Below are 24,709 nucleotides of genomic sequence, written 5' to 3'. Positions count from 1 at the left end.
TCCGGCATATAGTTGCATCAGCAACAATCTAAGGGAAGGGGTTGTCATGGGCATCGGTCCCGTGCGGCTGAACCACGCCGTCCTGTTCGTCGCCGAGCTGGCGCGCGCCGAGCGGTTCTACACCGAGGTGTTCGGCATGGAGGTGGTCGCGCGCGAGCCGCGGGCGAACGCCGCGTTCCTGCGCCTGCCACGCTCCGGCAACCACCACGACCTGGGCTTGTTCGGCGTCGGCCCGACGGCCCCGCCGAAGGTCCGCGGTGGTATCGGCCTCTACCACCTGGCCTGGCAGGTCGACACGATCGACGAGCTCGAGCAGGCGCGCCAGACGCTCGCCGAGGAGGCCGGCGCGTTCACCGGCGAGTCCAGCCACGGCGCCACCAAGAGCCTCTACGGCGCCGACCCGGACGGCAACGAGTTCGAGATCATGTGGATGCTGCCCCGCGCCGACTGGGGCGACTTTGAGAACACCGCCACAACGGAGCGCCTCGACCTGGCCGCCGAGGTCCAGCGTTGGAGCGGCGTGCGCACGGCCGGCAGCGACGTTCCCGACCCGGCGTGACCACACCGGTCGTGCTGATTGGCTTCAGCGGCGGCGCGGCCTTCGCTGAGGACTGGTCGTGGACGATTTCGCACGCTATGCGGGCACGCATTCTTTTCGGACATGATCTTTCGAAGCTGGCAGGCCGACCACGCCGGGCGGTTTGAAAGGTCTGCCCTGGTGGTGGCGCAGGCGAGCACGACACCGTCATTCGCGCGAGCCGCTGGATCACGGGGTGCTGGCCGCCAACGCGGACCATTGACCGGGGGGTCAACACACGTTGGGCAGTTTCTCGCCCGGCACGAGGCGTTCCTTGTCCGCCGTGGTCAGCTTGCCGACTTGCCCACATAGGCTGCCGAGGGGGTCGGCGAAGTGGGCAAGGTCCCAGGATCGGATCCGGCTGATCTCTGCGGTCGAGCCGGTCGGGCCGTGATCGAGCGTGGTCAGGATCCGGCCGTCCTGGTCGAAGGCAACTCTGCCGATCAAACCACCGACGTTGACCGGTGCGCCGAGTTGCCTGCCATCCCGCGCATTCCACACGCGAACACGCTCGTCCTGGCCGCCGGTGGCGAAGAACCTGCCGTCCGGACTGAACGCCAATGCCGTCGCGTGTAGGTCGTCGACGTCGGCGATCAACTTTCCTGATGGTCTGTGCCACACGCGCGCACGGTCGTCGGACTCGACAGCGCCAACGAGGCTGCCGTCGGGACTGAACGCGATATCCACCACTTCCGAACGCATGGCGAACGAAGGTCCCACCGCCTGCCGCGTCTCGACGTCGAAGACGTGGAAAGCGGCGCTGTTGCCGATGTTTCCATCCTCCGAGATGGCCAGCAGACGCCCGTCCTGGCTGAAACCGAATTTGAGTGCGCCGTGACCATCAATCGGAGCCGGGCCCTCGAAGCCGCCGTTCCGCACGTTCAGGAGGCGGACCGGTCCCTCGCCCTGCACTGATAACGCGATCTGGGGGTGGCCTGGTCGAAAGGCGATAGCGCCGATCGCCCTCAACCCGCTTGGCGACTTCCCGATTCGTTCGCCATCGAGCAGATCGAAGACGTCAATTGTGTCTGTCGTGTTCAGAGCGATCATCCGATGGTCCGCGCTGATCTCTACCTGCGAGAAGCTGGTCGGCACTCCGGCAATCTCGGGGCCGATCGGCCGCCCGGTCAGGGTGTCGTAGGCGCGTGGCACTCTGCGTTCGTTGGCGGCCACGTACACGCGCAGGTCCGAGCTCAACCGCCAGATGTCGCCACGCAGTGGCATCGCGGCGTCGATGAGCCGGCCGGTGACGACGTCCCAGAGCCGAGCGATCCCGTCTCCGGCGGCAGTGGCCAGCCGGCGACCGTCCGGGGAGAACGTCAGCGCCATTCCCTCTATTCGGTCAGGCAGCGTGATGCGCTGCGTCTTGCCTGTTTTGAGGTGCCACAGGTCGATGCGATGGCCACTGGCGACGGCGAGAGTGGACCCGTCCGGCGTGAAGGCGAGTTCACCTGCTGCGTATCTGGCGACCCCGAGCGATAGTTTCGTCCGTCGTCCGGTGCGCGTGTTCCACAGGCGCACGGCTGTGTCATCGGTCATCGCGATCAGCCGACCGTCCGGGCTGAACTCCACAGTTCGAGGTGAAGTCGCGTCCTGAAGCTGTTGGACAGTCCCAGGGCCGCGCCGGGCCAGGCGGACGTCGTCCGAGCCGAAGACGACCGCAAGCCGGCCATCCGCCGTTAGCTCGATGTTCCCGCCAGGCCCGTCGCCAGAATGCGTCACCCTTACGGCTATGCCGGTGCTCAGGTCCCAGAAGGAGACGCGCTCGGCGAGATCGGTGGTGGCCAGCCAGTGGCCGTCTGCGCTGAGCGCGGCCTGGTCGAATCCGGTGTCGTCGACGGATTGGAGATTGACTGCTCGGGGGCCGCCGAGCTCGTCGAGCCGCCAGATTCCAAGGGGCGTCGACCCGCCCGAACCGACGTTACGCATCAGCACTGTCCCGTCACGGCTGAGCGTCTGACCGGGTGCGAACGTCGAGGACAGGGGAATGTTGACGGAACGGTCGAGCCGACCGGACCGCAGATCCCAGACCTGAATCGTCCCGTCGTGGCCGGCGGCGATGAGCGTGTTGCCGTCCGGGCTGAACGCTAGGGCATCGGCGGACGAGGTTAGCGGCAGGACCCCACGATAGTGGTCGAGAGCCGCTGCGGCAGCTTCGTTCGCGTCCGGGTCGCCAGGTGCGAGGGTCAGCGCCGCCGCTGCGAGCCGGGCGGCGTCGGTCCGTCTGATCGTCTTGTCGAGCTGGCTCTTGATCGCCAGCTCGTGGGAGAGCGCGACATCGTGCTGCCGGCGGGCCTCGTCCGCCTGTTGCCGCGCCATGGCCGCCGTTAGGCCGGTCAGCAATAGCAACGCGACCACGACGCCGGCGACCGCCTGGGTGACTCGTCGGCGCCGGTGATCCCGCCGCTTGCCGGCCCGCAGAAACTCCTCGCTTCCATCACTGACCTCCAGCCCGGCCGACGGTCGAGACCGCCAGCGCCGCACCGCGTCATCGACCGCGACCAGCCGTCCGCCGCGATAGAGGTAGGACCCGTCGCGGCCGTTCTCCTGCCAGGCCCTGGTGTCATCGACCAACGCCTGATGCAGCGCTCGATCGGTCGGATCGGGCACCAGCCACCCGCGGAGCCTTTCCCAGCTGCGCAGCAGTTCCTCGTGTGCGATCTCCACCTCGTCGCCGGTCAGCGTGATGAGTCGATCGGCGGCGAACGCCTCGATCACCGCGTCGGGGTGGTCGACGGCAGCGCGCAGTTCCGCACGGGTGCCCACTCGCCGGCTGAGCACCCCACCCCGGTCCGTGCTCAGCAGCACGAAGATGTCCCTGGCCCGCTCCTGCCCCTCCGCCGACAGCCGCCCGAACACCCGTTCCGCGCTCAGCTGGACGATGTCCGCGGCGCCACCGACCTCGTGATACGCCTCAACGGTGAGTGCTGGCCAGATCTCGAACATCACCTGGGAGAGCAGCGGTAGCGTCCCGTCGTCGAATCCGCCCGGCACGGCCCGGTTGCGCAGATCGTTGAGGACGGTGGTGACCAGGGCGTCCGGCACCTCGACTCCGGCCCGGCTCGCGGGCTCCACGATGGCCGCCCGCAGTTCCGCCTCGGTCATCGGGCCGACCAGGAAGGCGCCGGTCTCCACGGCGCCGCGCAACACGTCGTAGCGGGCCGCGTGGTCCACGAAGTCGCCGCGCAGGCAGGTCACCACGAGCGCGCCGGGGTTGCCGTCCGGCAGCACCGGGTTGGACGCCATCGCGGTCAACGCCGCGACGAAGGCCGTGCGATCGTCATCGTTCTGCTTCGTCGCCAGCGTGAACAGTTCTTCGAACTGGTCGACGACAAGGATCAGCCGTGGCGGCACTCCCTGGTCAGGAGAACGCGAGGTGAGGAGTTGGCGCACCAACTGGTGGGCGTTGCCCGGATCGGCCCGCAGGTCGTCGGCCACGGCGTTCGCGGTGGTGCCGAGCATCGACGCCAGCTGGGCCGCCAACTGCCCGATCGGATCGGCCGACGGCGTGATCATGGCGCGTGGCCAGAGCCGGGAGCCGGGCGCCAGGTCGTCGTCAGCGATCGCAGCCATCAGGCCGGCCCGCAGCAGTGAGGACTTGCCCGCCCCGGAGGCGCCGAGGACAACCAGGACGCCCGGTTGGACGAGGCATTCGGCGAGCCGGCTGACGAGGCGCCGCGTGAGCGCACGCCGGCCGCAGAAGATCGACGCGTCGCGTTCCTGGAACGCGGCTAGGCCGAGATAGGGGCAACCCGTCCAGGGCGACCGCGGCTCGAGACGGCCGGCCGGAGCATCGTGCCCGCGCCGATCGTGCAGGAGGTCGAGGATGCGCCCGATATCGGCCTCGCTGCGCCGGGCCTGCTCCCGGTCGACGCTGTGCCGGGCCGCGGCCTGCCGCGCCTGCTGCCGCACCTCCTCCAGGATGAGCCGGATCGTGGCCAGCCCATAGGCGAACTCGCCGAACATCTCGGTGGTGTCGATGAAAGCCCAGGTGAGCGCATGCGCGAGATCGTCGTCGTGAGCGTCGACCGCGCCCTGGAGCGCGGCGCCGGCGACGTCGACCGCACGGAACAACGCGATGATTTCGTCGCGCACGTCCTGAGTCTCCGGGTCGGCGGTGCGAAAAGCGCTTTCCACCCGCTCCGCCAGCGCCCGGGAAACCACAGATTGATCGATTGTCCGGTCGTTCTGCTCGCCCCGGATCCGCTCTATAGCCTTCGCTACTAGATCCGCCGCGAGATTGGCGCCGACGTTACCGACCACTCCGGCGCCGGCCACCATCAGTGCGCTGGAGCCTGTCAGCACCGCGACCACCGGGGCCAGAGCGGACGCTGACAGGATCCCGATCAGGGCCGGGCCGGACGCCTTGCGCATCTGCTCGGACCGGCTCTGGACCGCGGCCACAACCGCTTGCCGCATTCGCGCCGTTAGTTGATCACCGCATTGATCCGGCATTTGATCTTCCGTCATCGTGCCTCCGGGCCGGACCCCATCAATTGCATTTGTCTCGGGAGAGGGTATAGGCCGTTGTCACGGTGTTCATCTGATCTTCGCCGTGAATTCGCGCTCGCGACGTGTGCCACGTCTCTCCGGCTCGGACGGCCGGTCGGCGTGATCGGGCGTAGGTTCGGAAACGTCGAACGCAAGCGAGAGCAGGGGAGTCGGGACGTTGAGCACACCAACAGCCGGTGCCGCGGGCACGATCGACCTCGGCGGAGATCTCACGGTCAACCGCCTCGGCTACGGCGCCATGCGGATCACCGGGGACGGCATCTGGGGTGACCCCAAGAGCCGGGACGAGGCCAAGGCGGTGCTGCGCCGCGCCGTTGAGCTGGGCGTCGACTTCATCGACACCGCCGACTCCTACGGGCCGGACGTCAGCGAGATCCTGATCGCCGAGGCGCTGCACCCGTACCCGGAGAATCTGGTCATCGCCACCAAGGGTGGCCTGGTGCGGCCCGGACCGGGCAACTGGGTCGCGGACGGGCGGCCCGAGCACCTCAAGGAGGCGCTCGAGGGCAGCCTGCGCAAGCTCAAGCTGGATCAGATCCCGCTCTACCAGTTCCACCGGCCCGACCCCAAGGTGCCGCTGGAAGACTCGATCGGCGCGCTGGTCGAGCTCAAGGCGGAGGGCAAGATCCGGCACATCGGCGTCTCCAACTTCACCGAGGTGCAGCTGCGCGCGGCGCAGCGGCTGACGCCGATCGTCTCGATTCAAAATCGCTACAACGTCGACGATCGCAACTCCGAGTCGCTGGTCGACCTGTGCGAGCAGGAGCAGCTGGTGTTCCTGCCGTGGGCGCCGATCCAGAACCTGGACGGCAACGCGGCGGTGCAGGAGGCGGCGGCGAAATACGGCGTGACCGCGCACCAGATCGGGCTGGCCTGGCTGCTGGCCCGCTCGCCGCAGATCCTGCCGATCCCGGGCACCGGCTCGGCCGGCCACCTCGAGGAGAACGTGGCGGCGGCCGGCCTGGAGCTGACCCCGGCCGAGGTCGCCGCGATCAGTGGTCTGAAGTAACCAGGGCCATCTCGGCCCAGACCGCCTTGCCGTGATCGACCGGGCGACTGCCCCAGCGATGTGTGTAGGCGTCCACGATCACCAGGCCGCGATGCCTCGGGTCGCTGGGCGCCGGATCGGAGCGCCGGGGCAGCCGCTCGTCGTCGTCGCTGACCGTGATCACCAGGCAGACGCCGGTGTTGAGCAGATCGAGCTGCCGCGGCGCGCCGGTGTGCCGCACGGCGTTGCTGACCAGTTCGGTGACCACGGTGGTGACCACGTCGATCATGTCGCCGAGGCCCCACGACAGCAGGGTGCCGCGGGTGAACCGACGGGCCCGGGCGGCCAGGCCCGCGGTGGCTTCGAGCGGCATGTGCGCGGCCGGCCGGCGGTGCCCGAGGTCGCGCACATAGAGCAGGGCGATGTCGTCGTCGTAGAGACCGTCGGTCAGCTCGACGATCATCTTGTCGCAGCCGGCCTCGGCGTCGCCCGGTGCGCGCGTGGTCACCTCGACGAGTTTGGCGCTCAGCGCCAGCAGCCCGTCGTCCAGCGGCCGGGTGCGCCGCTCGATCAGGCCGTCGGTGTAGAGCACCAGCCCGGAACCGGCTGGGAACGGGATCTGCCGCTGCTGGTAGTCGACGCCGATCCGCAGCGGCAGGCCGAGCCGCTCGGCGAGCAGGGTGACCTCCCCGGCGGCGTCGATGACGGCCGGCGGCAGGTGGCCCGCGTTCGCATAGGTCAGCGTGCTGTCGGTCGGGTCGTAGACCGCGTAGAGACAGGTCACGAACTGGTGGCCGGACATCGTGCCGGCCATGTGCGAGACGTGCTGCAGCACCGTGGCGGGCGGCAGGTCGAGCCGGGCGTAGGCGAGCACCGCGGTGCGGATCCGGCCCATCGTGGCGGCCGCCGGGACACCGCGTCCCATCACGTCGCCGATCACGAACGCGGTGCGCCCGGCCGGCAGCTCGATCACGTCGAACCAGTCGCCGCCGACCTCCGAACCGGTCCGGGCCGGCAGATATCGGGACACCACCTCGAATCCGGCGACCTCCGGGACGCTCGGCAACATGCTGCGCTGCAACTCGGTGGCCATCGACCGCTGGCGGGCGTACAGGTGGGCGTTGTCCAGGGCGATGGCGGCGTAGCCGGCGACGCCCTCGGCCAGGCGCTCGTGCCGCGCGGTGAACCGCCCGGTCTCCGGATGGCCGAAGAAGAATCCGCCGAGCACCTCGCCCGAGGTCGGTGAGATCACCGGCACGGCCAGGTAACTGCGCACCGGCAGGTGACCCTTCGGCATGCCGTGGTGCGGCGCATTGCGGCCGTAGCGCGGGTCCGCCGTGATGTCGTCGCTGCGCACCACCCCCGCGCCGCCGAAGGTCGGCGCGAACACCTCGGTGTTGCGGGGCATCGGGAACCGCGCGAACTCCTCCCGGGACACTCCGGCGATGGTGTAGAGCAGGTAGGACTCGCCCCGGTCGTTGATCACGTTGTAGAAGAAGGCGCCGAACGCGGCGCCGGTCACCGTGGTGCTGGCCTCGGTGGCCTCCTGCACCATCACGTCGAGGTCGAGCTGGGCGGTCAGCTGCCGGCCGACCTCCTGCAGGCGCAACCCGGCGTCGGCGTCGGCGCTCAGCAGGGTCAGGCGTCGCTCCAGCTCGGCGGCCCGCTCGGCCACGACGCGTTCCCAAACCTTCGGGTACGCGGGCGGCCCCGCCGCCGCGGCCAGTCCCGCCTTGACACCGGCCGCGACCACCTCGAGGTTTCCGATCGTCTCGTCGCCGAGATCGGTCGCCGGTCGCAGCACCATGGTGAACGTGTCGTCGCCGAGGACCACCGTCCCATCGGTGTCCGGCTCCCGCTCCCGGCCCTCGTGGAGAACCACGTCCGCCAGGTCCAGGCGCCTGTGCAGAAGCCGCACGATGGCGTCCGCGGCCGCCACACGATCAGCGGCCCGCTCCCCGGCCGCCCGCAGCTCGGCCGCGATCAGCACCGCGGCGGAGAGGGTGAGCGGGCCGCTCAACGGTCGCCCAGCTCGGCGAGTGCGGCGGCCACGTCGTCGCGGATGAGCAGCAGCTCGTCGAGGAACGTCACCCTGATCGCGGAGAGCACCTGCGGCCGGACGCCGGTCACATAGAGGCGGCCGCCGCCGGCCACGGCCGCCTTCCGGAGTTCGATCATCGCGCCGAGCGCACTGGAGTCGCAGAAGTCCAGCTCGCCGGCGTCGATGACGATGCTGGCGTCGGCCGGCGGCTGCCCGGCGGCCGCATCCAGGAACCGTGGCGACGTGCCGAAGTCCAGCTCACCGGCCACGGCGATGATCACGGCCCGCGGCAGCCGGCTCCGATCGATCTCCACCCGGAACGCCGGGGGTTCGTCCATGGCGGCCTCCTCGCCGACCGGCGCCCGCTCGCGCCTCCGGTCACCAGGATCGCCGCGCCGGCACCGACACTCAAGTGGCGGTGCACTTACGGGTGCGGCCCGGTGTCAGCCCTTGACCGCGCCGGTGAGGCTGAACGCGCCACCGAATACCCGGGACAGCGCCGAGTAGAGCAGCACGACCGGTGCCGTGTAGAGGATCGCGAAGGCCGCGAGCTGCCCGTATGCCACCTGGCCGTAGGTCGAGAAGAAGGTGTAGATGGTGACCGAGGCCGGCTGGCTCTCCGGGCTCTGCAACAGGATGAACGGCACGAAGAAGTTGCCCCACTGCATGACGAACGTGAACACGAAGACCACGGTGAGGCCCGGCACCATCAGCGGCAGGATGATCCGCCACAGCGACTGCAGCCAGCCGGCGCCGTCCGTCCAGGCCGCCTCCTCGAGCTCGACCGGCACCGAGTCCATGAAGTTCTTCATCATCCAGATCGCGAACGGCAGCGACGACGCCGCCATGAACAGGATCAGCGCGGGCACCGAGTCGGTCAGCTCGAACTGGCTGTACATCGTGTAGACCGGCACCATCACCGCGGTGATCGGCAGGCCGGTGGAGAACAGGATGCCGTAGAGGAAGATCCGGCCGAAGCGGCTCCGGTAGCGGGACAGGGGATAGGCCGCCAGCGTCGCCGCGAGCACGGTGATCAGCGAGGTGCCGCCGGAGATGATCAGCGAGTTGAGCATCGGCCGCCAGATGGTGTCGACGGTCATCACGTCGGTGAAGTTCTGCAGCGAGAAGGTCCAGTCGATCCTCGCGGACAGCGCCGCGCCGGGCTGGATGGACGCCACCACCAGCCACAGGAAGGGCAGGAAGAACGCGACCGCGACGATCAGCAGCACCAGGTAGACGGCGAACCGCAGCGGTCCGCGACCCGGCATCGAGAGGTCCGCGGTGGGCCGCGGCCGGCGCCGCGACGGCTTGGCCGGCGGCGGCGCGACCAGGGTCTGGCTCATGGGTTGTCCACCTTGATGAGGCGTACGTAGATCAGCGAGAAGATCGCCCCGATGATGAGCAGGATCAGCGCCATCGCCGTGCCGTAGCCCAGCTTGTAGAACTGAAAACTCTCCTGGTACATGTAGATCGGCGTGGTCGAGCTCTTGGTGCCCGGGCCGCCCTTGGTCATCACGTAGATCAGGCCGAAGGCGGCCAGCGTCTGCAGCGTGATCAGCATCAGGTTGCTGACGATCGACCGGCGGATCAGCGGCAGCGTGACCAGCCGCAGCCGCTGCCAGGTGGACGCGCCGTCGACCGCGGCGGCCTCGTGCAGTTCCGGCGGCACGTCGTTGAGCGCGGCCTGATAGACCAGCATGGAGAAGGCGGTGCCGCGCCAGGTGTTCGCCAGGATCACGGCGAGCATCGGGGTGGTGTAGAGCCAGTTCTGGCTCACGCCGAACCAGTCGAGCAGGCCGTTCAGGGTGCCCTCGCGGTGCAGGTACGAGTACCAGCAGAACCCGGCCACCACCTCCGGCACCGTCCACGCGGCGATGACCAGGCCGCTGACCACGGAACGGGTGCCCTGGCCGCGGCCGCGCAGCAGCAGCGCGATGAGCAGGCCCAGGGTGTTCTGCCCGATCACCGCCGAGCCGATCACGAAGACCAGGGTCAGCCACAGCGAGTTCCAGAATTGCTGATCCCGCCACATCGTGGTGAAGTTGTCCACCCCGATGAAGTTGATCTCGGCGGAACCGGTCAGCGCGACGTCGGTGAACGCGCTGTAGACACTCCAGATCAGCGGGCCGGCGAAGAACACCCCGAGCAGCGCCAGAGCCGGGACGAACGCCCCGATCCGGGCCGCCCGGGGTGCGGTCGCCGTGGTCATGACACCGTGGTCACTTTGTCGCCTCCACCGACCGCCGAGGTGACCTGCTCGGCAAAGGTCTTCGCGGCGTCGGCCGGTTCGGCCTGGCCGGTCATCACCGCCTCCATGGCGACCTGGATCGCGTTGGACACGACCGGGTAGTCCGGGTATGCCGGCCGGAAGTGGGTGACCTCCACCAGATCGGTGAAGAACTTCAGGGTCGGGTTGGACTCCAGATAACGCGGGTCGGCGGCCACGTCCTTGCGCTCGGCGATCTGGCCGGCGCCGATGTCGTACTTGAGGGTGTTCTCCTTGTTCAGCATCGTGGTGACGAAGTCGAACGAGGCCTTCTTGTCCTTCGAGTTGGCGCCGACCGACAGCAGCCACCCACCGGACATGCTGGTCGTGCCGGGCGCCTCACCGTTTTGCGTGGGCATCGCGGCCTGACCGAGCGTCTCGTTCCACTTCGGCCACGGCTTGCTGCCGGTCTCCAGCCAGGTGCTGCTCAGCCAGGAGCCGTCCAGGTTGATGCCGATCTTGCTCTGCGGCATCAGCTCGGTGCCGACCCGGGTGCCCCAGTTGGGGTCGAGCGCGTCCTGCGGTTCCGGCGCCAGTTTCTCGTCGAAGATGGTCTTGATGAAGTTCAGCGAGTCGTTGAAGCCGGGGCTGCCGACGATCCACTTCTTCGACGCGTCGTCGTAGAGCGTGTGCTTGGTGCCGTAGAGCAGCATCTCGAAGCCCTGCATGGTCGCGCCCTCGCCGGCGCCCTTGCCGGAGTAGACGTTCAGCGGCGTCACGCCGGGCACCTTCTGCTTGATGGTGCGCGCGGCGGCGAGGATGTCGTTCCAGGTCTTCGGCGCCCAGGGCTCCGCGATGCCGGCCTTGGCGAAGACCGTCTTGTCGTACCAGAGGGCGCGGGTGTCGGTGCCCATCGGCACGCCGTAGGTCTTGCCGTCCTGCGCCTTGCCGGCCGCCTTCGCGGCGTCGGTGAACTGACTCCAGTCCGCCCAGCCCGAGAGGTATTCGTCGATCGGCGCGAGGAAGCCGGCCTGGATGTCGGTGTTGATCAGGAACGTGTCCTCGTACATCACGTCCGGCGCGGTCTTGGGGGAGCGGTTCATCAGCGAGAGCTTGGTGTAGTAGTCGTTCTCGGCGGCCTCGATCGGCAACAGCTTGACCGTGTAGCCGGCGTGCGCCGCCTCATACTCCTTCTTCACCTCCTGCAACTGGTTGTCCAGCTGGATGAAGGAGCCGAACTTCTGGTAGGCGATGGTGATCGTCTTGTCTTCGGAGTCGCCACCGGACGAGCCGCACGCGGCGGTGGCGATGAGTGCCAGTGCCGACAGCGCGGCGAGGACGGGTTTGGGCCGCATCAGGACTCCTCGCATGGATGACCGTCGCACTCGAAACTCATCCGAGCGGGTGCTTACGGTCGCAAGATCAATTGAGTATTGTCTCTGTTAACGTTCTCTGAGAACGTAATCAGATACCGTGCACAGCGCAAGTGCAGAGCTGGCGATCATCGATCTTCGGAGTTGAGGTGGCACAGCGCAGGCCCACGATGCATGACGTGGCCCGGTCCGCGGGGGTCAGTCCGGCGACCGTCTCGCGGGTCGTCAACAACGAGCGCTACATCCGCGAGGAGACCCGGGCGGCCGTCGAGCGGGCCATCGCCGAGCTGGGCTTCGAGCGCAACGAGGCGGCCCGCGCCCTGCGCCCCGGTCAGACCACCGACACCATCGCGCTGGTCATCGAGGACGCGGCCAACCCGTTCTGGTCGGCGGTCACCGACGGCGCCGAGGAGGTGGCCCGCCGGCACCAGCACATGCTCGTCGTGGCCAGCACCCGGCAGAGCTATGACCGCGAGCGCGACCTGCTGCGCGACCTGGTGCTGCGCCGCCGGGTCGACGGCCTGCTGGTGGTGCCGACCGCGCACAACCAGAGCGAGCTGCACGCCGAGCTGGGTCGCTGGGCGCCGATGGTGTTCCTCGATCGCACCCCGGCCGGCGTGCCCGCGGACGCGGTGGTGCTGGACAACCGCGGCGGCGCGCGCGAGGCGGTGGCGAGCCTGATCGCGCAGGGCTGCCGCCGGATCGCCTATGTCGGCGGCGATCCCTCGATCAGCACCGGCAAGCACCGCCTGGCCGGTTACAAGCAGGCCCTCAAGAACGCCGGCCTTCCTTATGACCCGGCCGTGGTGCGGCTCAACGCGCACACCGTCGGCGACGCCCGGGCCGCGGCGACCGACCTGCTGGCCGCCCCGTCCTCAGTGGACGCCCTGTTCGCCGACAACAACCGGATGTGCGTCGGCGTGCTGCACGCGGTGCACGACCGGCGCGCGACCGGCCCGATCGGCATCGCCGCGTTCGACGACGTCGAGTTCGCCGACCTGCTGCCGCAGCCGATCACGCTGGTCACCTATGACGCCACCGCGCTGGGCGCGCACGCCGCCGAGCTGCTGTTCGCCCGGATGGGCGGCGCGGACGGGCGCCCGAAACGCTCGGTGCACCCGACCGCGTTGCGGACCCGCGGCGGCCCCGGCGCCTGAGCGCGGCGCTGGGCGCGGGCTGCCCGGCCGGCGCGGCTCCGGGTCTCAGCCCCGCAGCAGCGGCAGCAACTGCTCGCCCTGGCGTTCGATCTCCGGCAGATAGGGCGTGTCGGACAGCACGAAGTGGCTGATCCCGAGGGCCTGATACCTGCGCAGCGACTTCGCCACGTCCTCGGCCGAGCCGACCAGCCAGGTGGTGCCGGCGCCGCCACCGCCGAACTTGCCGGGCGTGGTGTAGAGGTTGTCGTCCAGGATCTCGCCGCGTGCGGCCAGGTCGAGCAGGCGCTGCTGACCGACGGCGGTGAACCGGTTGGGGTCGCGCGCCGCGCCGGACGCCATCCGGGCGACCTTCTCCTCGGCCTCGGCCCAGGCCTGCTCGGTGGTGTCCCGGACGAACGTGGTGATGCGCAGCCCGAACTCCAGCGGCTCGTACTCGCGGCCCAGGCGCCGGCTGAGCTCCTCGAGTCGTTCGATCCGCTCGCGCACGCCGTCGAGCGGCTCGCCCCAGAACAGCTGCACGTCGGCCTCGGTGGCGGCCACCCGCTCGGCCGCCTCGGACGCGCCGCCGAAATAGATGCGCGGGTGCCGCCGGTCGCCGCGGATCACCGGGCGCGGGACCACGGTCGAGTCGGTGACGCCGAAGTGCTCGCCGTGGAAGGTGACATTCTCCTCGGTCCAGAGCCGGCGCACCAGCCGCATGAACTCTCGGGTGCGCGCGTAGCGCTGGGCCTGGTCGCCCTCGCTGTCCCCATATGCGGACAGGTTGTCCTTGCCGGAGACGATGTTGACCAGGACCCGTCCGCCGGTGAGGTGGTCGAGCGTCGCGGCCGCGGAGGCGAAGTTGGCCGGGCGCCAATAGCCGGGCCGGATCGCGATCAGCGGCTGGAAGGTCGTGGTCTGCGCGGCCAGCGCGGTGGCCACGGTGAAGGTGTCCGGCCGGCCCCACCCGGTGCCGATCAGCGCGCCGCCCCAGCCGTGCTTCTCACACGCCTGGGCGTGCCCGGTCAGCGTGCGCAGGGTGTTGTGATCCGCCACCACATCGTCGCCGCGGTGGCCAGGCTGCACTTGATTCGGGATGTACCAGAGAAACTGGGAGCTCATGGCGAACCCTCCTGGGCGGCTGGCCTCTCAAATCCTAGCTAGCGTATAGTCTAAGTATGGATTAGCAAGAGGCCGGCCTGCGGCCGTGGAGCGTGGTCGCGGTGCGCGACCCGGCCCGCAAGGCGCGGCTCGCCTGGCTGGCGGTCGGAGCTGGACCAGCCGCGTGCCGGCCCGGCTCCGGGATCCGGAGTCGATGGCCGGCGGTGGCCAGGCCACGCCCGCGATGGGCCGGGTCGATGCAGACCGAGCGCCCAGCCCGGGAACGCGTCGAGTGCGGACCCCGGCACCAGGACCTCGGCGCCGGGGCCGGGGCCGGGGCGTCGCCAGGTCGGCGCCGCTATGCCGGGGACGCGGCCAGGGCGGCGGTGATGGCCGTCTCGGCGGTGGTCTTGTCCACGCCGAGGCCGGCCAGGACGCCGGTGCCGTCCTCGAGCTCGAGCAGCGCCAGCAGGATGTGCTCGGTGCCCACGTGGTTGTGGTTCATCCGCAGGGCCTCGCGGAAGGTCAGCTCCAGAGCCTTCTTGGCGTGCGGGTCGAACGGGATGAGCGCCGGCACCGGGTCGCCCGCCGCCGGCACCGTCGCGATGGCGGTCTCCCGCACGGTGTCGAGCGACACGCCCTGCGAGACGATCGCGCGGGCGCCGAGCGCGGCCGGATCCACCACCAGTCCGATCACCAGGTGGGCCACGCTGATCTGGCTGTTGCCGCGGTTGCGGGCCTCCTCCTGCGCGGTCACGATGACCTTGCGGGCCCGGTCGGTGAAGCGGCTGAAACCCTGGCTGGCGTCCAGATCCGGGGCCTCGCCCTTCGGGACGAACCGCTTCTGGGCCGCCTGCTTGGTGACGCCCATGCTGCGGCCGATCTCCGTCCACGAGGCGCCGGAGCGGCGAGCCTGGTCCACGAAGTGCCCGATCAGGTGGTCCGCCACGTCGCCGAGGTGGTCGGCGGCCAGCACCGCGCCGGTGAGCTGGTCGAGGGCCTCGGTGTGCGCTTTCTTGATGCTCTCGATCAGATCGTCGAGGCGAATCTCGGAAGTCGTCATGCGGTCAACCTTAGGTTGACGAAGCCGGACCGTCAACTCCAAGTTGACGGCCAGCTCAGTGCGCCCTGGTGAGCTTGCCGGTGTGCACGTCGCAGACGAAGCCGCGGACCGATTCCTTCGTGGGATGAACGGGTCGTCCTGGATCCGCCTGATCGACTGCCGTTCCGAGCAGGCGCCGGCTGATCGCCAGGTGCGGGATAGGAATGCGCGACCTGCGTCGATATGGTCGTGGTCATGGCGCCGCTCGACGACCTGGTGTCCCGTTTCCTCTCGCCCGCCGTGTCGCCGCACCGCGACAACTCGTCGGTCGAGTTCGTGGTGGACGGGCTCGGCTGGATGCGCCGCATGCGCGAGCTGCTCAACTCGCTCGGGCCGGGCGACGCGGCTTATATCTGCGGTCTGCAGCTCGAGCCGGACATGGACCTGACCGGGCGGCAGCCGGGGGAGCCCGGTCACGAGCCGCTGGGTGAGCTGCTGGCGCGGCTCGCGATGGACGGCGTCGACGTCCGGGTGATCCTGGCCGGCGCGGTGGTGAGCAGCAGCCTGACCCGGCCCACGATCGGCCCGTTCCATCAAAATGTGATCTCGGCGCATCGGCTGCGGCGCTGGCGCAACGACAAGGATCCGCGCAGCGGGCCGCCGCCGCTGGCCGGCCGCATCCTGCTCGACTGGTCCGGCTCCGGCGTCGGCTCCAACCACCAGAAGATCACCGTGGTGCGGCGCGGCACCGAGCTGACCGCCTGCGTCGGCGGCATCGACTATGCGGCCAACCGGGTGGACGCGGCCCCGCACCGGCGACTCGAGGTGGGCGGCGGCCGCTGGGGCTGGCACGACGCCGGCGCGATCATCCAGGGCCCGGCCGCGGCCGACGTCTGGCGGGTGATGCGGATGCGCTGGACCGGCGCGGTCGGCCTGCCCCGCCGGCGGTACGTGTGGCCGTCCGCGAAGGGCCTGCAGGTGCTGAACCCACCGGCCGTGGCCCAGGGCATCGGCCCGCCGCCGCCCCAGCTCGCCCGCGAGGCGCCCGGCACGGCCTGCCAGATCCTGCGGTCGGTCGGCCCGTGGTACATCGACTCGCTGGTGCCGTGGGAGCGCCGGCATTACAGCGCGGCGCCGCCGGAGGGCGTGCACGAGATCTATCTGACGCTGGTGCAGGCGATCGGCGCGGCCCAGCGGTACGTCTACATCGAGGACCAGTACTTCTTCGAATATCCCGGCGGCGACCATCGCTTCGAGCTCTACCCACATCTGCACGCGGCGGCGGCCCGCGGCGTGAAGGTGATCCTGGTCGGCTCCGGCACCCGTGACCCGGCCGAGTCGTCGCCGCTGATCAACGCCACGGTGAACGCCGACCTGCAGAAGAAGCTGATCGACCCGCTGCCGCACGAGTTGCGGCGCAACGTCGGTCTCTGGCGGGTCGAGCACCTGACCGTGCACGCCAAGATCGTGATCGTGGACGACCGGTTCGCCTCGGTCGGCTCGGCGAACCTGTTCAGCCGTTCGATGGCCGGCGTGGACACCGAGCTCAACGCCGCCGTGGCGACCACCGGTGACCTGGTGCGGGACCTTCGGGTGCGGCTGTGGGCCGAGCACCTGCGCACGCCGGTGACCGCCGAGCTGCGGCCGCACCTGGAAGATGTCGATCTGGCGATCGGCATGTTCCGGCCGGAATGGCTGCCGCCGGAGTCGAAGGCCGGGTCGTGGCGGACGGCCGGCATGCCGGCCGGGTTCGACCCGGCCGAATCGGTGCTCACGCTGGTTGGGCCGCCCTAGCTCGGCCCGGCACACCCTTCTCCGGGATCGCCAGGCCGAGGTGGTCGCGCAGGGCCGGCCCGGTGTAGTCCGCGCGGAAGACGCCGCGTTCCTGCAGCAGCGGCACCACCTTGTCGGCGAACTCGTCGAGGCCGCCCGGAGTCACGTGCGGCACCAGGATGAACCCGTCCGCGGCGTCCGCCTGCACCAGCTCGTCGATGGTGCGCGCGACGGTCTCGGGCGCGCCGATGAAGGTCTGCCGCACGGTCACCTTGATGATCAGCTCACGGATCGAGAGCTTCTCGGCGGCCGCCTTCTCCCGCCGGCCCGCTCCCGGGCCTCGGCGTCACTGTCACCCAGGGCTAAGGCCACGGCCGGCAAGGAGTCGCTCGGCGCCGTCCATGCATCCCCGGCGTTGTAGCGTCGCGGCATGAAACAGTTTCGCGAGGCTGCGGAAGGCCGGGATGGCGCGGCTCTGGAAGCGCTGCTCGCCGACGATGTCGTCTTCACCAGCCCGGTGGCCCATCAGCCCTATCCGGGCAAGGCGATCACCGCCGCGATCCTGCGCGGCGTGCTGCGGGTCTTCGAGGATTTCCGCTACGTGCGGGAGATCTCCAGCCCGGACGGTCGCGACCACGCCCTGATGTTCCGGGCCACCGTGTCCGGCAAGCAGCTGCACGGCTGCGACTTCCTGCACCTGAACGACGAGGGGCTGATCGACGAGCTGACCGTGATGGTCCGCCCGCTCTCCGCCGCGACCGCCCTGAGCGCCGCGATGGCCGCCCAATTCGACCGGATCAAGCAGGAAGCAGCGGGCTGAGGCGGCGCATCGAGCGCACCGCGGAGCGGATCTCCTGGAGATAGCGGTCCGGGGGCGCGCTCGGCGCGGGCAGGCCCACGGTGTGCACCACGCAGCCGTACGGCCGGGTGAGCAGCCGCAGCGCGTCGCAGTGCTGGAAGGGCACGTAGATCGGCGACGTCACGATCAGCACCCGGTCGTCCGCGCCGACGCCCGCACCCTCGGCCCAGAAGCGGTAGGTGTCCGCGGTGTTCGCCCGGCGCTTCTCCGGCTCGCTCGACGGCGCGGCCAGCACCCGCGGCCCCTCGCCGAACGCGGCCCGCATCGCCACGTCGAGCGCGTCCACCTCGGACTCCGCCGGTTCTCCGAGCACCTCGCCGGGGCCGAGCGGGCGGTGGCTGCCCAGCGCCGTGACCCGGCCGGCCCGGATGCCGTCCTCGTTGACGAGCCGCGCGGCGTGCTGGGCGCGCAGCACGCAGGTGCGGGCCATGCCGCCCAGCACCAGCAGGTGATCGTATTCGCGCAGCGGCGGCGCCTCGGACGCGACGAAGCCGAGCGCGGTGGCCGCCCGCCCGACCGCGGCCCGCTGCTCCGGCTTCAGCTCGGGCGCCTCGACCTGGTGCCGTTCGACCCCGCGGGCGGTGCGGAAGTCCCAGTGCCGCGCCGAGAAGTCCTCGAGCCAGGCCAGCAGCGAGGCCGGTCCGGCCGACGAGGGCGCCGTGCCGCCGAACGCCGCGACCAGCGAGAGCATCGGCGCGGACGACGCCCAGCGGTGCAACTGGGCGCCGAGCCCGGGTCCCGCGTCGGTCGGCAGCGGCACCCGCTCGGCGTCAGAAGGCAAAAGCCGCGTCCAACGTGCGCCGGGCGGGGTCGAGCGAGCCGCGCAGGCTCCGGGTGCGCAGCTCGCGACCGAGCACGATCGCCACGTCGCGGACCCGCCGGTCGTCGCCCGCCTCGCCGGCCGCCAGCGCGGCCTCGACCCGGGTCCACAGCCGCCAGTGGTCCTCGTCGAGCAGCCGCCGGGCGGCCTGGTCGAGCCCGGCGCAGGTGATGTCGACTGCCGTCTCCTCACCCAGCTCGGCCACCCAGGCCAGCTCCTCGGCGGCGGGCACCAGCTCCGGCGACTCGTGCGCCACCACCGCATAGAGCATGGCCAGCACCGTGCGGCAGTCCGGCCCGCCGAGCCGGAACCGGGCGGTGAGGTGGGCGGCCCGCCCGAGCGGCAGATCCACCGCCTCGCGGGTGTCCCGGACCCGGGCGTGGAACGGCCGGTGTTCGCCCACAGCGGAAGGAGAGGGCGGGGGAGGCTGGGCGGCGAGCAGGCGCGCGGCGACCGAATAGGCCACCCCCAGCTGGGCGGCGAGCGCGCGGATCGCACGCCGGCGGGCACGGTCGGGCACGGGGTGTCGGCGCTTGGTTCCGGTCATCGCTGTCCTCCCTGCGGCCATCGTAGGACCTGTCGTTGTAGTCTCGGGGGGCAGCGCGCCTGCACGAGCGCAGCGAGGCCACCCACGCGGACCCCGCCCCGACGCCAAGAGGCTCCGACTCAGCGCAGATCACCCCATGTCGTTTCCGTGCGCACACACGTGCGTCTGTCGGGTGGGGTGCGTGGGGCCTCACCGCGAGGACGTGAGTGTCGTGTTCGAACGATTCACCGACCGTGCCCGCCGGGTGGTCGTCCTGGCCCAGGAAGACGCCCGGATGCTCAACCACCCGTTCATCGGCACCGAGCACCTGCTGCTCGGGCTGCTCCGCGAGGGTGACGGCGTCGCCGGCCGGGCCCTGGTGAACCTGGGTCTGACCGTCGCCGACGCCCGCCGCGAGGTGGCGGCGATCACCGCGCCACAGGAAGCCGAGCCGGGGCACATCCCGTTCACCCCGCGCGCCAAGAAGGTGCTCGAGCTCTCGCTGCGCGAGGCTCTCAAACTAGGACACAACTACATCGGTACGGAGCACGTCCTGCTGGGCCTGATCCGGGAGATCGACGGCGCCGCCGCGACGGTGCTCGACCGGTGCGGCATCGACCGCGGGCGCATCCGCGAGCAGGTGATCGAGCTGCTCGCCGGCGGCGAGGAGCCGGCCGCCGCCGTCGAGATCAGGCCGACCGGAGCACTCGACCAGTACGGCGACAACCTGACCCAGCGCGCCCGCGACCGCAAGCTGGACCCGGTGGTCACCCGGGACCGCGAGATCGAGCGGCTGATGGTGGTGCTCTCCTGCCGTACGAAGAACAGCCCGGTCTTGATCGGCGAACCGGGCGTCGGCAAGACCGCTGTGGTCGAGGGCCTGTCGCAGGCCATCGTCGACGGCAAGGTGCCGGACAACCTCCGCGACAAGCAGGTCTTCTCGCTGGACCTGGGCTCGCTGGTGGCGGGCTCGCGCTACCGGGGTGACTTCGAGGAGCGGCTGAAGAAGGTGATCAAGGAGATCCGTGGCCGCGGGGACATCATCCTGTTCATCGACGAGATCCACACGCTGGTGGGTGCGGGCGCCGCCGAGGGGGCGATCGACGCCGCCTCCATCCTCAAGCCGATGCTGGCCCGGGGCGAGTTGCAGACCATCGGCGCGACCACCACGGCCGAATATCGGAAGTACTTCGAGAAGGACGCCGCGCTGGCTCGCCGCTTCCAACCGGTGCGCATCGACGAGCCGACCCACGGCGAGGCGGTCGAGATCCTCCGCGGCCTGCGCGACCGGTACGAGGCCCACCACCGCGTCTCGTTCAGCGACCTGGCGCTGTCCACCGCGGTCACGCTGGCCGACCGCTACCTGCCGGACCGCTTCCTGCCGGACAAGGCGATCGACCTGATCGACGAGGCCGGCGCGCGGGCTGCCATGCGCCGGGCGACCGAGGTCGGCGACGAGCAGATCGCCGAGGTGCTGGGCAACTGGACCGGCATCCCGGTCTACAAGCTGACCGAGGAGGAGACCTCCCGGCTGCTCGGCATGGAGGACGAGCTGCACAAGCGGGTGATCGGCCAGGAGGACGCGGTGCGGGCCGTGTCGAAGGCGATCCGGCGCACCCGGGCGGGGTTGAAGGACCCGAAGCGGCCGTCGGGTTCGTTCATCTTCGCCGGCCCCTCGGGCATCGGGAAGACGGAGCTGGCCCGGACGCTGGCGGAGTTCCTGTTCGGGTCCGAGGACGCGTTGCTGCAGCTGGACATGTCCGAGTTCCACGACCGGTCCACGATGTCGCGGCTGGTCGGCGCCCCGCCCGGTTACGTCGGCTATGACGAGGGCGGTCAGCTGACCGAGAAGGTGCGGCGTAAGCCGTTCTCGGTGGTGTTGTTCGACGAGATCGAGAAGGCCCACCCGGACGTGTTCAACACGCTGCTGCAGATCCTGGAGGACGGTCGGCTGACCGACGGTCAGGGTCGCATCGTGGACTTCAAGAACACGGTGATCATCCTGACCACCAACCTCGGCACCAGGGACATCGGCAGGGGCACGCTCGGCTTCCAGGCCTCGCACGCGGAGGAGAGCGCATACGGGCGGATGAAGCAGAAGGTCGACGACGAGCTGAAGAACCACTTCCGCCCCGAGTTCCTCAACCGCATCGACGACACGATCGTCTTCCACCAGCTTCGCCAGGAGGAGATCCTGCAGATCGTGGACATCTTCGTGTCGCGCATCGAGACCCAGCTCAAGAACAAGGACATGGGTCTCGAGCTCACCGACACCGCGAAGAAGTACTTGGCGAACAAGGGCTTCGACCCGGTGCTGGGCGCCCGGCCGCTGCGCCGCACGATCCAGCGCGAGATCGAGGACAACCTCGCGGAGCGGATCCTGTTCAACGAGCTGCGCCCCGGCCAGACCGTCGTGATCGACTGCGCGGGCAGCGAGTTGATCTTCAAAGAGAGGGAGCTCGAGGTGGCGCGAAGCTGACAGCGGGGATCGACGGCGGTCGGGGTATCGTCCTGCGCGTGTCTGATCCACTACGTCCTGGCGACCCTCAGGAGCTGGGCGGTTACCGCCTGCTCGGGCGGCTCGGATCGGGTGGCATGGGCACGGTCTACCTCGGCCGCCGCGCCGACGACCGGCTCGTCGCGGTCAAGGTCATCCGCCCGGAGTACGCGGACGACGAGGAGTTCCGCGGCCGGTTCCGCAGCGAGGTCAACCGCGCCCGCCAGGTGCCGCCGTTCTGCACCGCCGAGCTGCTCGACGCCGACCCCGACCACCGCACGCCCTATCTGGTGGTGGAGTACGTCGACGGCCCGAGCCTGACCGAGGTGATCCGGGAACAGGGCCCGCTGACCACCGGAAACCTGCACAGCGTGGCGGTCGGGGTGGCCACCGCGCTGGCCGCCATCCACGGCGCCGGCGTGATCCACCGCGACCTCAAGCCCGGCAACGTGCTGTTCTCGCTGGGCACGCCCAAGGTTATCGACTTCGGCATCGCCCGCGCGTTCGAGACGACCAGCCAGCACACCCGCACCGACCAGATGGTCGGGACGGTGGCCTACATGGCGCCGGAGCGGTTCGACACCGACACCGCCCGCACGCTCGGCCCGGCCGCCGACGTGTTCGCGTGGGGCGCGGTGGTGGCTTATGCGGGCACCGGGCGCACCCCGTTCCAGGGCGACTCGGCCGCGGCCACCGCGGCCCGCATCCTGACCCAGCCACCGGACCTCACCGGCCTGCCCGGCCCGCTCCGGGAGCTGGTCGGCCGCACCCTGGCGAAGGACCCGGCGCAGCGGCCGACCGCGCACGACCTGCTCGAGGAGTTGCTGACCGCGGGACCGCAGGGCGCGCTCGCCCAGCAGCCCGAGTTGCGCCGCGCGGCGCAGGCCGCACAGCAGGCGGGGGACCGGAGACCACGGCGGCGTGTCGGGCTCATGGCGCTGGTCGCCGTGGCGATCGTCGCGCTCGCCGCGGCCGGCCTGTTTCTGACCAGGTTCGACACGGAGGCGCCGGCCCCGGCGAGCCTGGCGTCGGCGGTCCCGTCGGCCACCCCGTCGCTGGTCCGGATCGTGGACGGGCCGACGGTCATCGACCGCCGCCTGGACCGGCCGGGGCAGTGGTTCGCCACCCGGGATCTCAACGGCGGCTGCCGGTTCGACGGCCGCCTCGTCGCGACCACCTCGCTGGCGACCGACTACCAGTGCAAGGGCCCGGCGGAGATCTTCTCCGGCAACCAGTCGGTGACCGTCGACGCCGCGGTGGTCACGCCCGGCGCGTGCGCGGTGGTCTGGTTCCGGTTCGTCGCCCGCAGCGGCTACCAGGTCTCGCTCTGCGAGAAGGAGGTCCGGATGGGCCTGAACGACGACGGCGAGATGATCGACGAGGTCACGGCGCCGAGCACCGCGTTCCAGGTGGAGAGCCGGCACCGGGCGGTCGTGGACGTGCACGACGAGTCCGCCACGCTCTCGGTCGACGGCACGCCGGTGCTGACCATGCCGCTCAGGGATCCCTCGCTCGTGGCGGGGCAGGTCGTGCTCGGCGCGATCAACGACATCCGCAGCGGCGACACCTCCGCCGCCTTCTCGGGAGTGGAGATCCGATCGCTGTGATCCGACGACTTCTGTGCCTCGCGCTCATCCTTTCGGCGGCGGCCTGCGGGGCCGAGGAGAAGACACCGATCCCCCCGCCCAGCAGCGCGCCCGCCGCATCGAAAGAGCCGCAGTTCACCTACCCCGACCTGACCCAGGGCGACGCCACCTCGATGGTCAAGGTCTACTCCTACGACGCCGCCGAACGGTCCGCGGTCGTCGAGCCGATCATCTTCATGACCGGCGACGAGTTCTGCCGGACCTACAAGATCAAGGCGAACGACCCGCGCTGCGAGCGCGAGTGGACCACCGAGGACAGCCACATCAAGGTCACCGTCCCGGTGTCAGCGCGGCCCAAGCTGCTGACCTGGGACGACGGCGAGGGTGGGGTGTGCATCGACTCGCCGACCAGCGGCGGTCAGTGCCCGACCACGCCGGCGAAGTTCGCCGACTGGCTCGAGGAGAACCCCGAGGGTTTCGCCAAGGTCACCGTCACGGACGGCACCATCACCGCGATGGCGCAGCTCTATACGCCCTGACCAGGTCCGGCCACGAACGGTGCCGTTGGAACGGGAACTCGAACACCCGGGCGAACAGCCAGGCGCCGAACACCGACACCAGTCCGGCCGCGACGGTCGTCACCGCGAACGCGGTCAGTCCGTGGCCGAGCCGCGGCGCCACCACCTCGAGGCTGATCGCCACCACGATCGGCAGGTGGATCAGGTAGAGGCTGTAGGAGAACGAGCCCAGGCGCACCAGCGGCCGGGTGCTCAGCAGCCGGATCAGCGGCGCCGGGCGGCCGGTGGCCAGCGCGACCACGAGCAGCGTCAGGGCCGGCGTGATCACCAGGTCCACCCAGAAGTAGTTGCGCACGGTCCAGGTCGAGCCCTGCGCCAGGACCAGCGCGACCGGCGGCACCGCGGCCGCCGCGGCGAGCCAGGCCCAGGGCAACCGCCGCACCCGCTCGCCGGCCGCCACGATTCCGGCCGCGGCGACGCCCGCCGCGAAGACCGGCAGCAGGTGCGGGGCCAGCCGGTTCTCGCCGGTCTCGGTGCCGCCGGCCACCAGCACGCTGACCGCCACCACCGGCAGCGTCGCGCAGGTCAGCATCGCCGTCACCCCGGCCCGCCGGCACACCGCGATCATCAGCGGGAACACCAGATAGAGCAGGGCCTCGACGCTGATCGACCAGAACGCGCCGTTCGGCGTGCGGGCCGGCACGACGTCCTGCAGCAGCAGGCCGAACACGACCACCGACCGCTCGTCCGGCCGCCCGCCGGAGTGCGGCTGCGCGACCACCGTCCACGCGATGACCAGGGAGAACACCAGGGCCGCCCAGTACGGCGGCAGGATCCGCCAGGCCCGCCGCCGGGCGAACCCGCGCACGCCGCCGAGCCGCCAGCCGTGGGCGGCCGCGGATGCCGCGAGGGAGAAGCCGGACAGGATCAGGAAGAACACCACCGCGAGGCGGCCGAACCCGAGCCAGTCCAGCCAGGCGGGACCGGAGCTCTTCGGGAACCCCTTGAAGGTGTACGCCCAGCAGTGGAACAGCAGCACGTACAGCGCACACAGGCCGCGCAATCCGTCCAGCCCGGCCACCCGCGGGGTGGCCGGGCTGCCGTCCGGGCGGGCAGGCGCGCGGACGACGACAGCGGCGGAGTTGCTCACATCC

At 70.3% G+C, this 24,709-nt stretch carries 20 protein-coding genes; 8 read left to right on the top strand and 12 right to left on the bottom strand.

Annotated elements, in window-relative coordinates; genetic code table 11:
- Positions 1 to 46 precede the first annotated feature (46 nt).
- A complete protein-coding gene (locus tag ACZ6TI_RS19980; RefSeq protein ID WP_465346576.1) occupies positions 47 to 559 on the top strand; it encodes a VOC family protein in 513 nt (170 codons plus the stop codon).
- Between the two features lie 249 nt (positions 560 to 808).
- On the opposite strand, the gene ACZ6TI_RS19975 is transcribed toward ACZ6TI_RS19980, so the two are convergent.
- Positions 809 to 4,951, bottom strand: coding sequence for an nSTAND1 domain-containing NTPase (locus tag ACZ6TI_RS19975; protein WP_465346575.1), 4,143 nt, complete (start codon positions 4,949 to 4,951; stop codon positions 809 to 811).
- A 295-nt stretch (positions 4,952 to 5,246) separates the two neighbouring features.
- Here ACZ6TI_RS19975 and ACZ6TI_RS19970 point away from each other — a divergent pair, with 295 nt between their 5' ends.
- Positions 5,247 to 6,098, top strand: coding sequence for an aldo/keto reductase (locus ACZ6TI_RS19970; protein ID WP_465346574.1), 852 nt, complete (start codon positions 5,247 to 5,249; stop codon positions 6,096 to 6,098).
- Here the strand turns inward: ACZ6TI_RS19970 and ACZ6TI_RS19965 are convergent.
- The 5 genes from ACZ6TI_RS19965 to ACZ6TI_RS19945 form a co-directional block, all read right to left on the bottom strand.
- Positions 6,082 to 8,097 (bottom strand): ATP-binding SpoIIE family protein phosphatase, encoded by a 2,016-nt coding sequence (locus tag ACZ6TI_RS19965; RefSeq protein ID WP_465346573.1) that lies wholly within the window; start codon positions 8,095 to 8,097, stop codon positions 6,082 to 6,084. The genes ACZ6TI_RS19970 and ACZ6TI_RS19965 overlap by 17 nt on opposite strands.
- Positions 8,094 to 8,456 carry an STAS domain-containing protein gene (locus ACZ6TI_RS19960; protein ID WP_465346572.1) on the bottom strand — a complete coding sequence of 121 codons (363 nt, stop codon included), beginning with the start codon at positions 8,454 to 8,456 and terminating at the stop codon, positions 8,094 to 8,096. Before ACZ6TI_RS19960 ends, ACZ6TI_RS19965 begins: the two co-directional genes overlap by 4 nt.
- Before the next feature lie 105 nt (positions 8,457 to 8,561).
- Positions 8,562 to 9,461 carry a carbohydrate ABC transporter permease gene (locus ACZ6TI_RS19955; RefSeq protein WP_465346571.1) on the bottom strand — a complete coding sequence of 300 codons (900 nt, stop codon included), beginning with the start codon at positions 9,459 to 9,461 and terminating at the stop codon, positions 8,562 to 8,564.
- Positions 9,458 to 10,327 carry a carbohydrate ABC transporter permease gene (locus tag ACZ6TI_RS19950; RefSeq protein WP_465346570.1) on the bottom strand — a complete coding sequence of 290 codons (870 nt, stop codon included), beginning with the start codon at positions 10,325 to 10,327 and terminating at the stop codon, positions 9,458 to 9,460. The genes ACZ6TI_RS19955 and ACZ6TI_RS19950 overlap by 4 nt, the downstream gene beginning before the upstream one ends.
- Positions 10,324 to 11,679, bottom strand: coding sequence for an extracellular solute-binding protein (locus ACZ6TI_RS19945; protein ID WP_465346569.1), 1,356 nt, complete (start codon positions 11,677 to 11,679; stop codon positions 10,324 to 10,326). Before ACZ6TI_RS19945 ends, ACZ6TI_RS19950 begins: the two co-directional genes overlap by 4 nt.
- A gap of 197 nt (positions 11,680 to 11,876) precedes the next feature.
- Between ACZ6TI_RS19945 and ACZ6TI_RS19940 the strand changes: the two genes are divergently transcribed.
- Positions 11,877 to 12,854, top strand: coding sequence for a LacI family DNA-binding transcriptional regulator (locus tag ACZ6TI_RS19940; protein ID WP_465346568.1), 978 nt, complete (start codon positions 11,877 to 11,879; stop codon positions 12,852 to 12,854).
- Positions 12,855 to 12,899: 45 nt separating this feature from the next.
- On the opposite strand, the gene ACZ6TI_RS19935 is transcribed toward ACZ6TI_RS19940, so the two are convergent.
- Both ACZ6TI_RS19935 and ACZ6TI_RS19930 read right to left on the bottom strand, forming a co-directional pair.
- The gene (locus ACZ6TI_RS19935; protein ID WP_465346567.1) at positions 12,900 to 13,955 is read right to left on the bottom strand and encodes an LLM class flavin-dependent oxidoreductase; all 1,056 of its coding nucleotides are present in this window, start codon (positions 13,953 to 13,955) and stop codon (positions 12,900 to 12,902) included.
- Positions 13,956 to 14,292: 337 nt separating this feature from the next.
- The gene (locus ACZ6TI_RS19930) at positions 14,293 to 14,997 is read right to left on the bottom strand and encodes a Clp protease N-terminal domain-containing protein (protein WP_465346566.1); all 705 of its coding nucleotides are present in this window, start codon (positions 14,995 to 14,997) and stop codon (positions 14,293 to 14,295) included.
- Between the two features lie 234 nt (positions 14,998 to 15,231).
- Between ACZ6TI_RS19930 and ACZ6TI_RS19925 the strand changes: the two genes are divergently transcribed.
- The gene (locus ACZ6TI_RS19925; RefSeq protein ID WP_465346565.1) at positions 15,232 to 16,770 is read left to right on the top strand and encodes a phospholipase D-like domain-containing protein; all 1,539 of its coding nucleotides are present in this window, start codon (positions 15,232 to 15,234) and stop codon (positions 16,768 to 16,770) included.
- On the opposite strand, the gene ACZ6TI_RS19920 is transcribed toward ACZ6TI_RS19925, so the two are convergent.
- Positions 16,748 to 17,014: a hypothetical protein gene (locus ACZ6TI_RS19920; RefSeq protein ID WP_465346564.1), complete on the bottom strand. Its 267-nt coding sequence runs from the start codon at positions 17,012 to 17,014 to the stop codon at positions 16,748 to 16,750. The two genes, ACZ6TI_RS19925 and ACZ6TI_RS19920, sit on opposite strands and share 23 nt — an antisense overlap.
- Before the next feature lie 165 nt (positions 17,015 to 17,179).
- Here ACZ6TI_RS19920 and ACZ6TI_RS19915 point away from each other — a divergent pair, with 165 nt between their 5' ends.
- A complete protein-coding gene (locus tag ACZ6TI_RS19915; RefSeq protein ID WP_465346563.1) occupies positions 17,180 to 17,569 on the top strand; it encodes a nuclear transport factor 2 family protein in 390 nt (129 codons plus the stop codon).
- On the opposite strand, the gene ACZ6TI_RS19910 is transcribed toward ACZ6TI_RS19915, so the two are convergent.
- Positions 17,547 to 18,389, bottom strand: a complete 843-nt coding sequence (locus ACZ6TI_RS19910; protein WP_465346562.1) for a hypothetical protein — start codon at positions 18,387 to 18,389, stop codon at positions 17,547 to 17,549. The two genes, ACZ6TI_RS19915 and ACZ6TI_RS19910, sit on opposite strands and share 23 nt — an antisense overlap.
- Positions 18,379 to 18,975: a hypothetical protein gene (locus ACZ6TI_RS19905; RefSeq protein ID WP_465346561.1), complete on the bottom strand. Its 597-nt coding sequence runs from the start codon at positions 18,973 to 18,975 to the stop codon at positions 18,379 to 18,381. Before ACZ6TI_RS19905 ends, ACZ6TI_RS19910 begins: the two co-directional genes overlap by 11 nt.
- A gap of 211 nt (positions 18,976 to 19,186) precedes the next feature.
- Here ACZ6TI_RS19905 and ACZ6TI_RS19900 point away from each other — a divergent pair, with 211 nt between their 5' ends.
- Genes ACZ6TI_RS19900 through ACZ6TI_RS19890 form a run of 3 tightly spaced genes read left to right on the top strand, consistent with a single transcriptional unit; the run spans position 19,187 to position 23,576 of the window.
- A complete protein-coding gene (locus tag ACZ6TI_RS19900; protein ID WP_465346728.1) occupies positions 19,187 to 21,433 on the top strand; it encodes an ATP-dependent Clp protease ATP-binding subunit in 2,247 nt (748 codons plus the stop codon).
- A gap of 38 nt (positions 21,434 to 21,471) precedes the next feature.
- Entirely contained in the window at positions 21,472 to 23,058 is a 1,587-nt protein-coding gene (locus tag ACZ6TI_RS19895) for a serine/threonine-protein kinase (RefSeq protein ID WP_465346560.1), read from the top strand.
- Entirely contained in the window at positions 23,055 to 23,576 is a 522-nt protein-coding gene (locus ACZ6TI_RS19890; protein ID WP_465346559.1) for a hypothetical protein, read from the top strand. Before ACZ6TI_RS19895 ends, ACZ6TI_RS19890 begins: the two co-directional genes overlap by 4 nt.
- On the opposite strand, the gene ACZ6TI_RS19885 is transcribed toward ACZ6TI_RS19890, so the two are convergent.
- The gene (locus ACZ6TI_RS19885; RefSeq protein WP_465346558.1) at positions 23,545 to 24,705 is read right to left on the bottom strand and encodes an acyltransferase family protein; all 1,161 of its coding nucleotides are present in this window, start codon (positions 24,703 to 24,705) and stop codon (positions 23,545 to 23,547) included. The genes ACZ6TI_RS19890 and ACZ6TI_RS19885 overlap by 32 nt on opposite strands.
- Positions 24,706 to 24,709 lie beyond the last annotated feature (4 nt).

The sequence above is a fragment of the Actinoplanes sp. NPDC051388 genome, from assembly GCF_055586225.1.
This window is presented reverse-complemented; position numbering and strand designations above follow the sequence as displayed.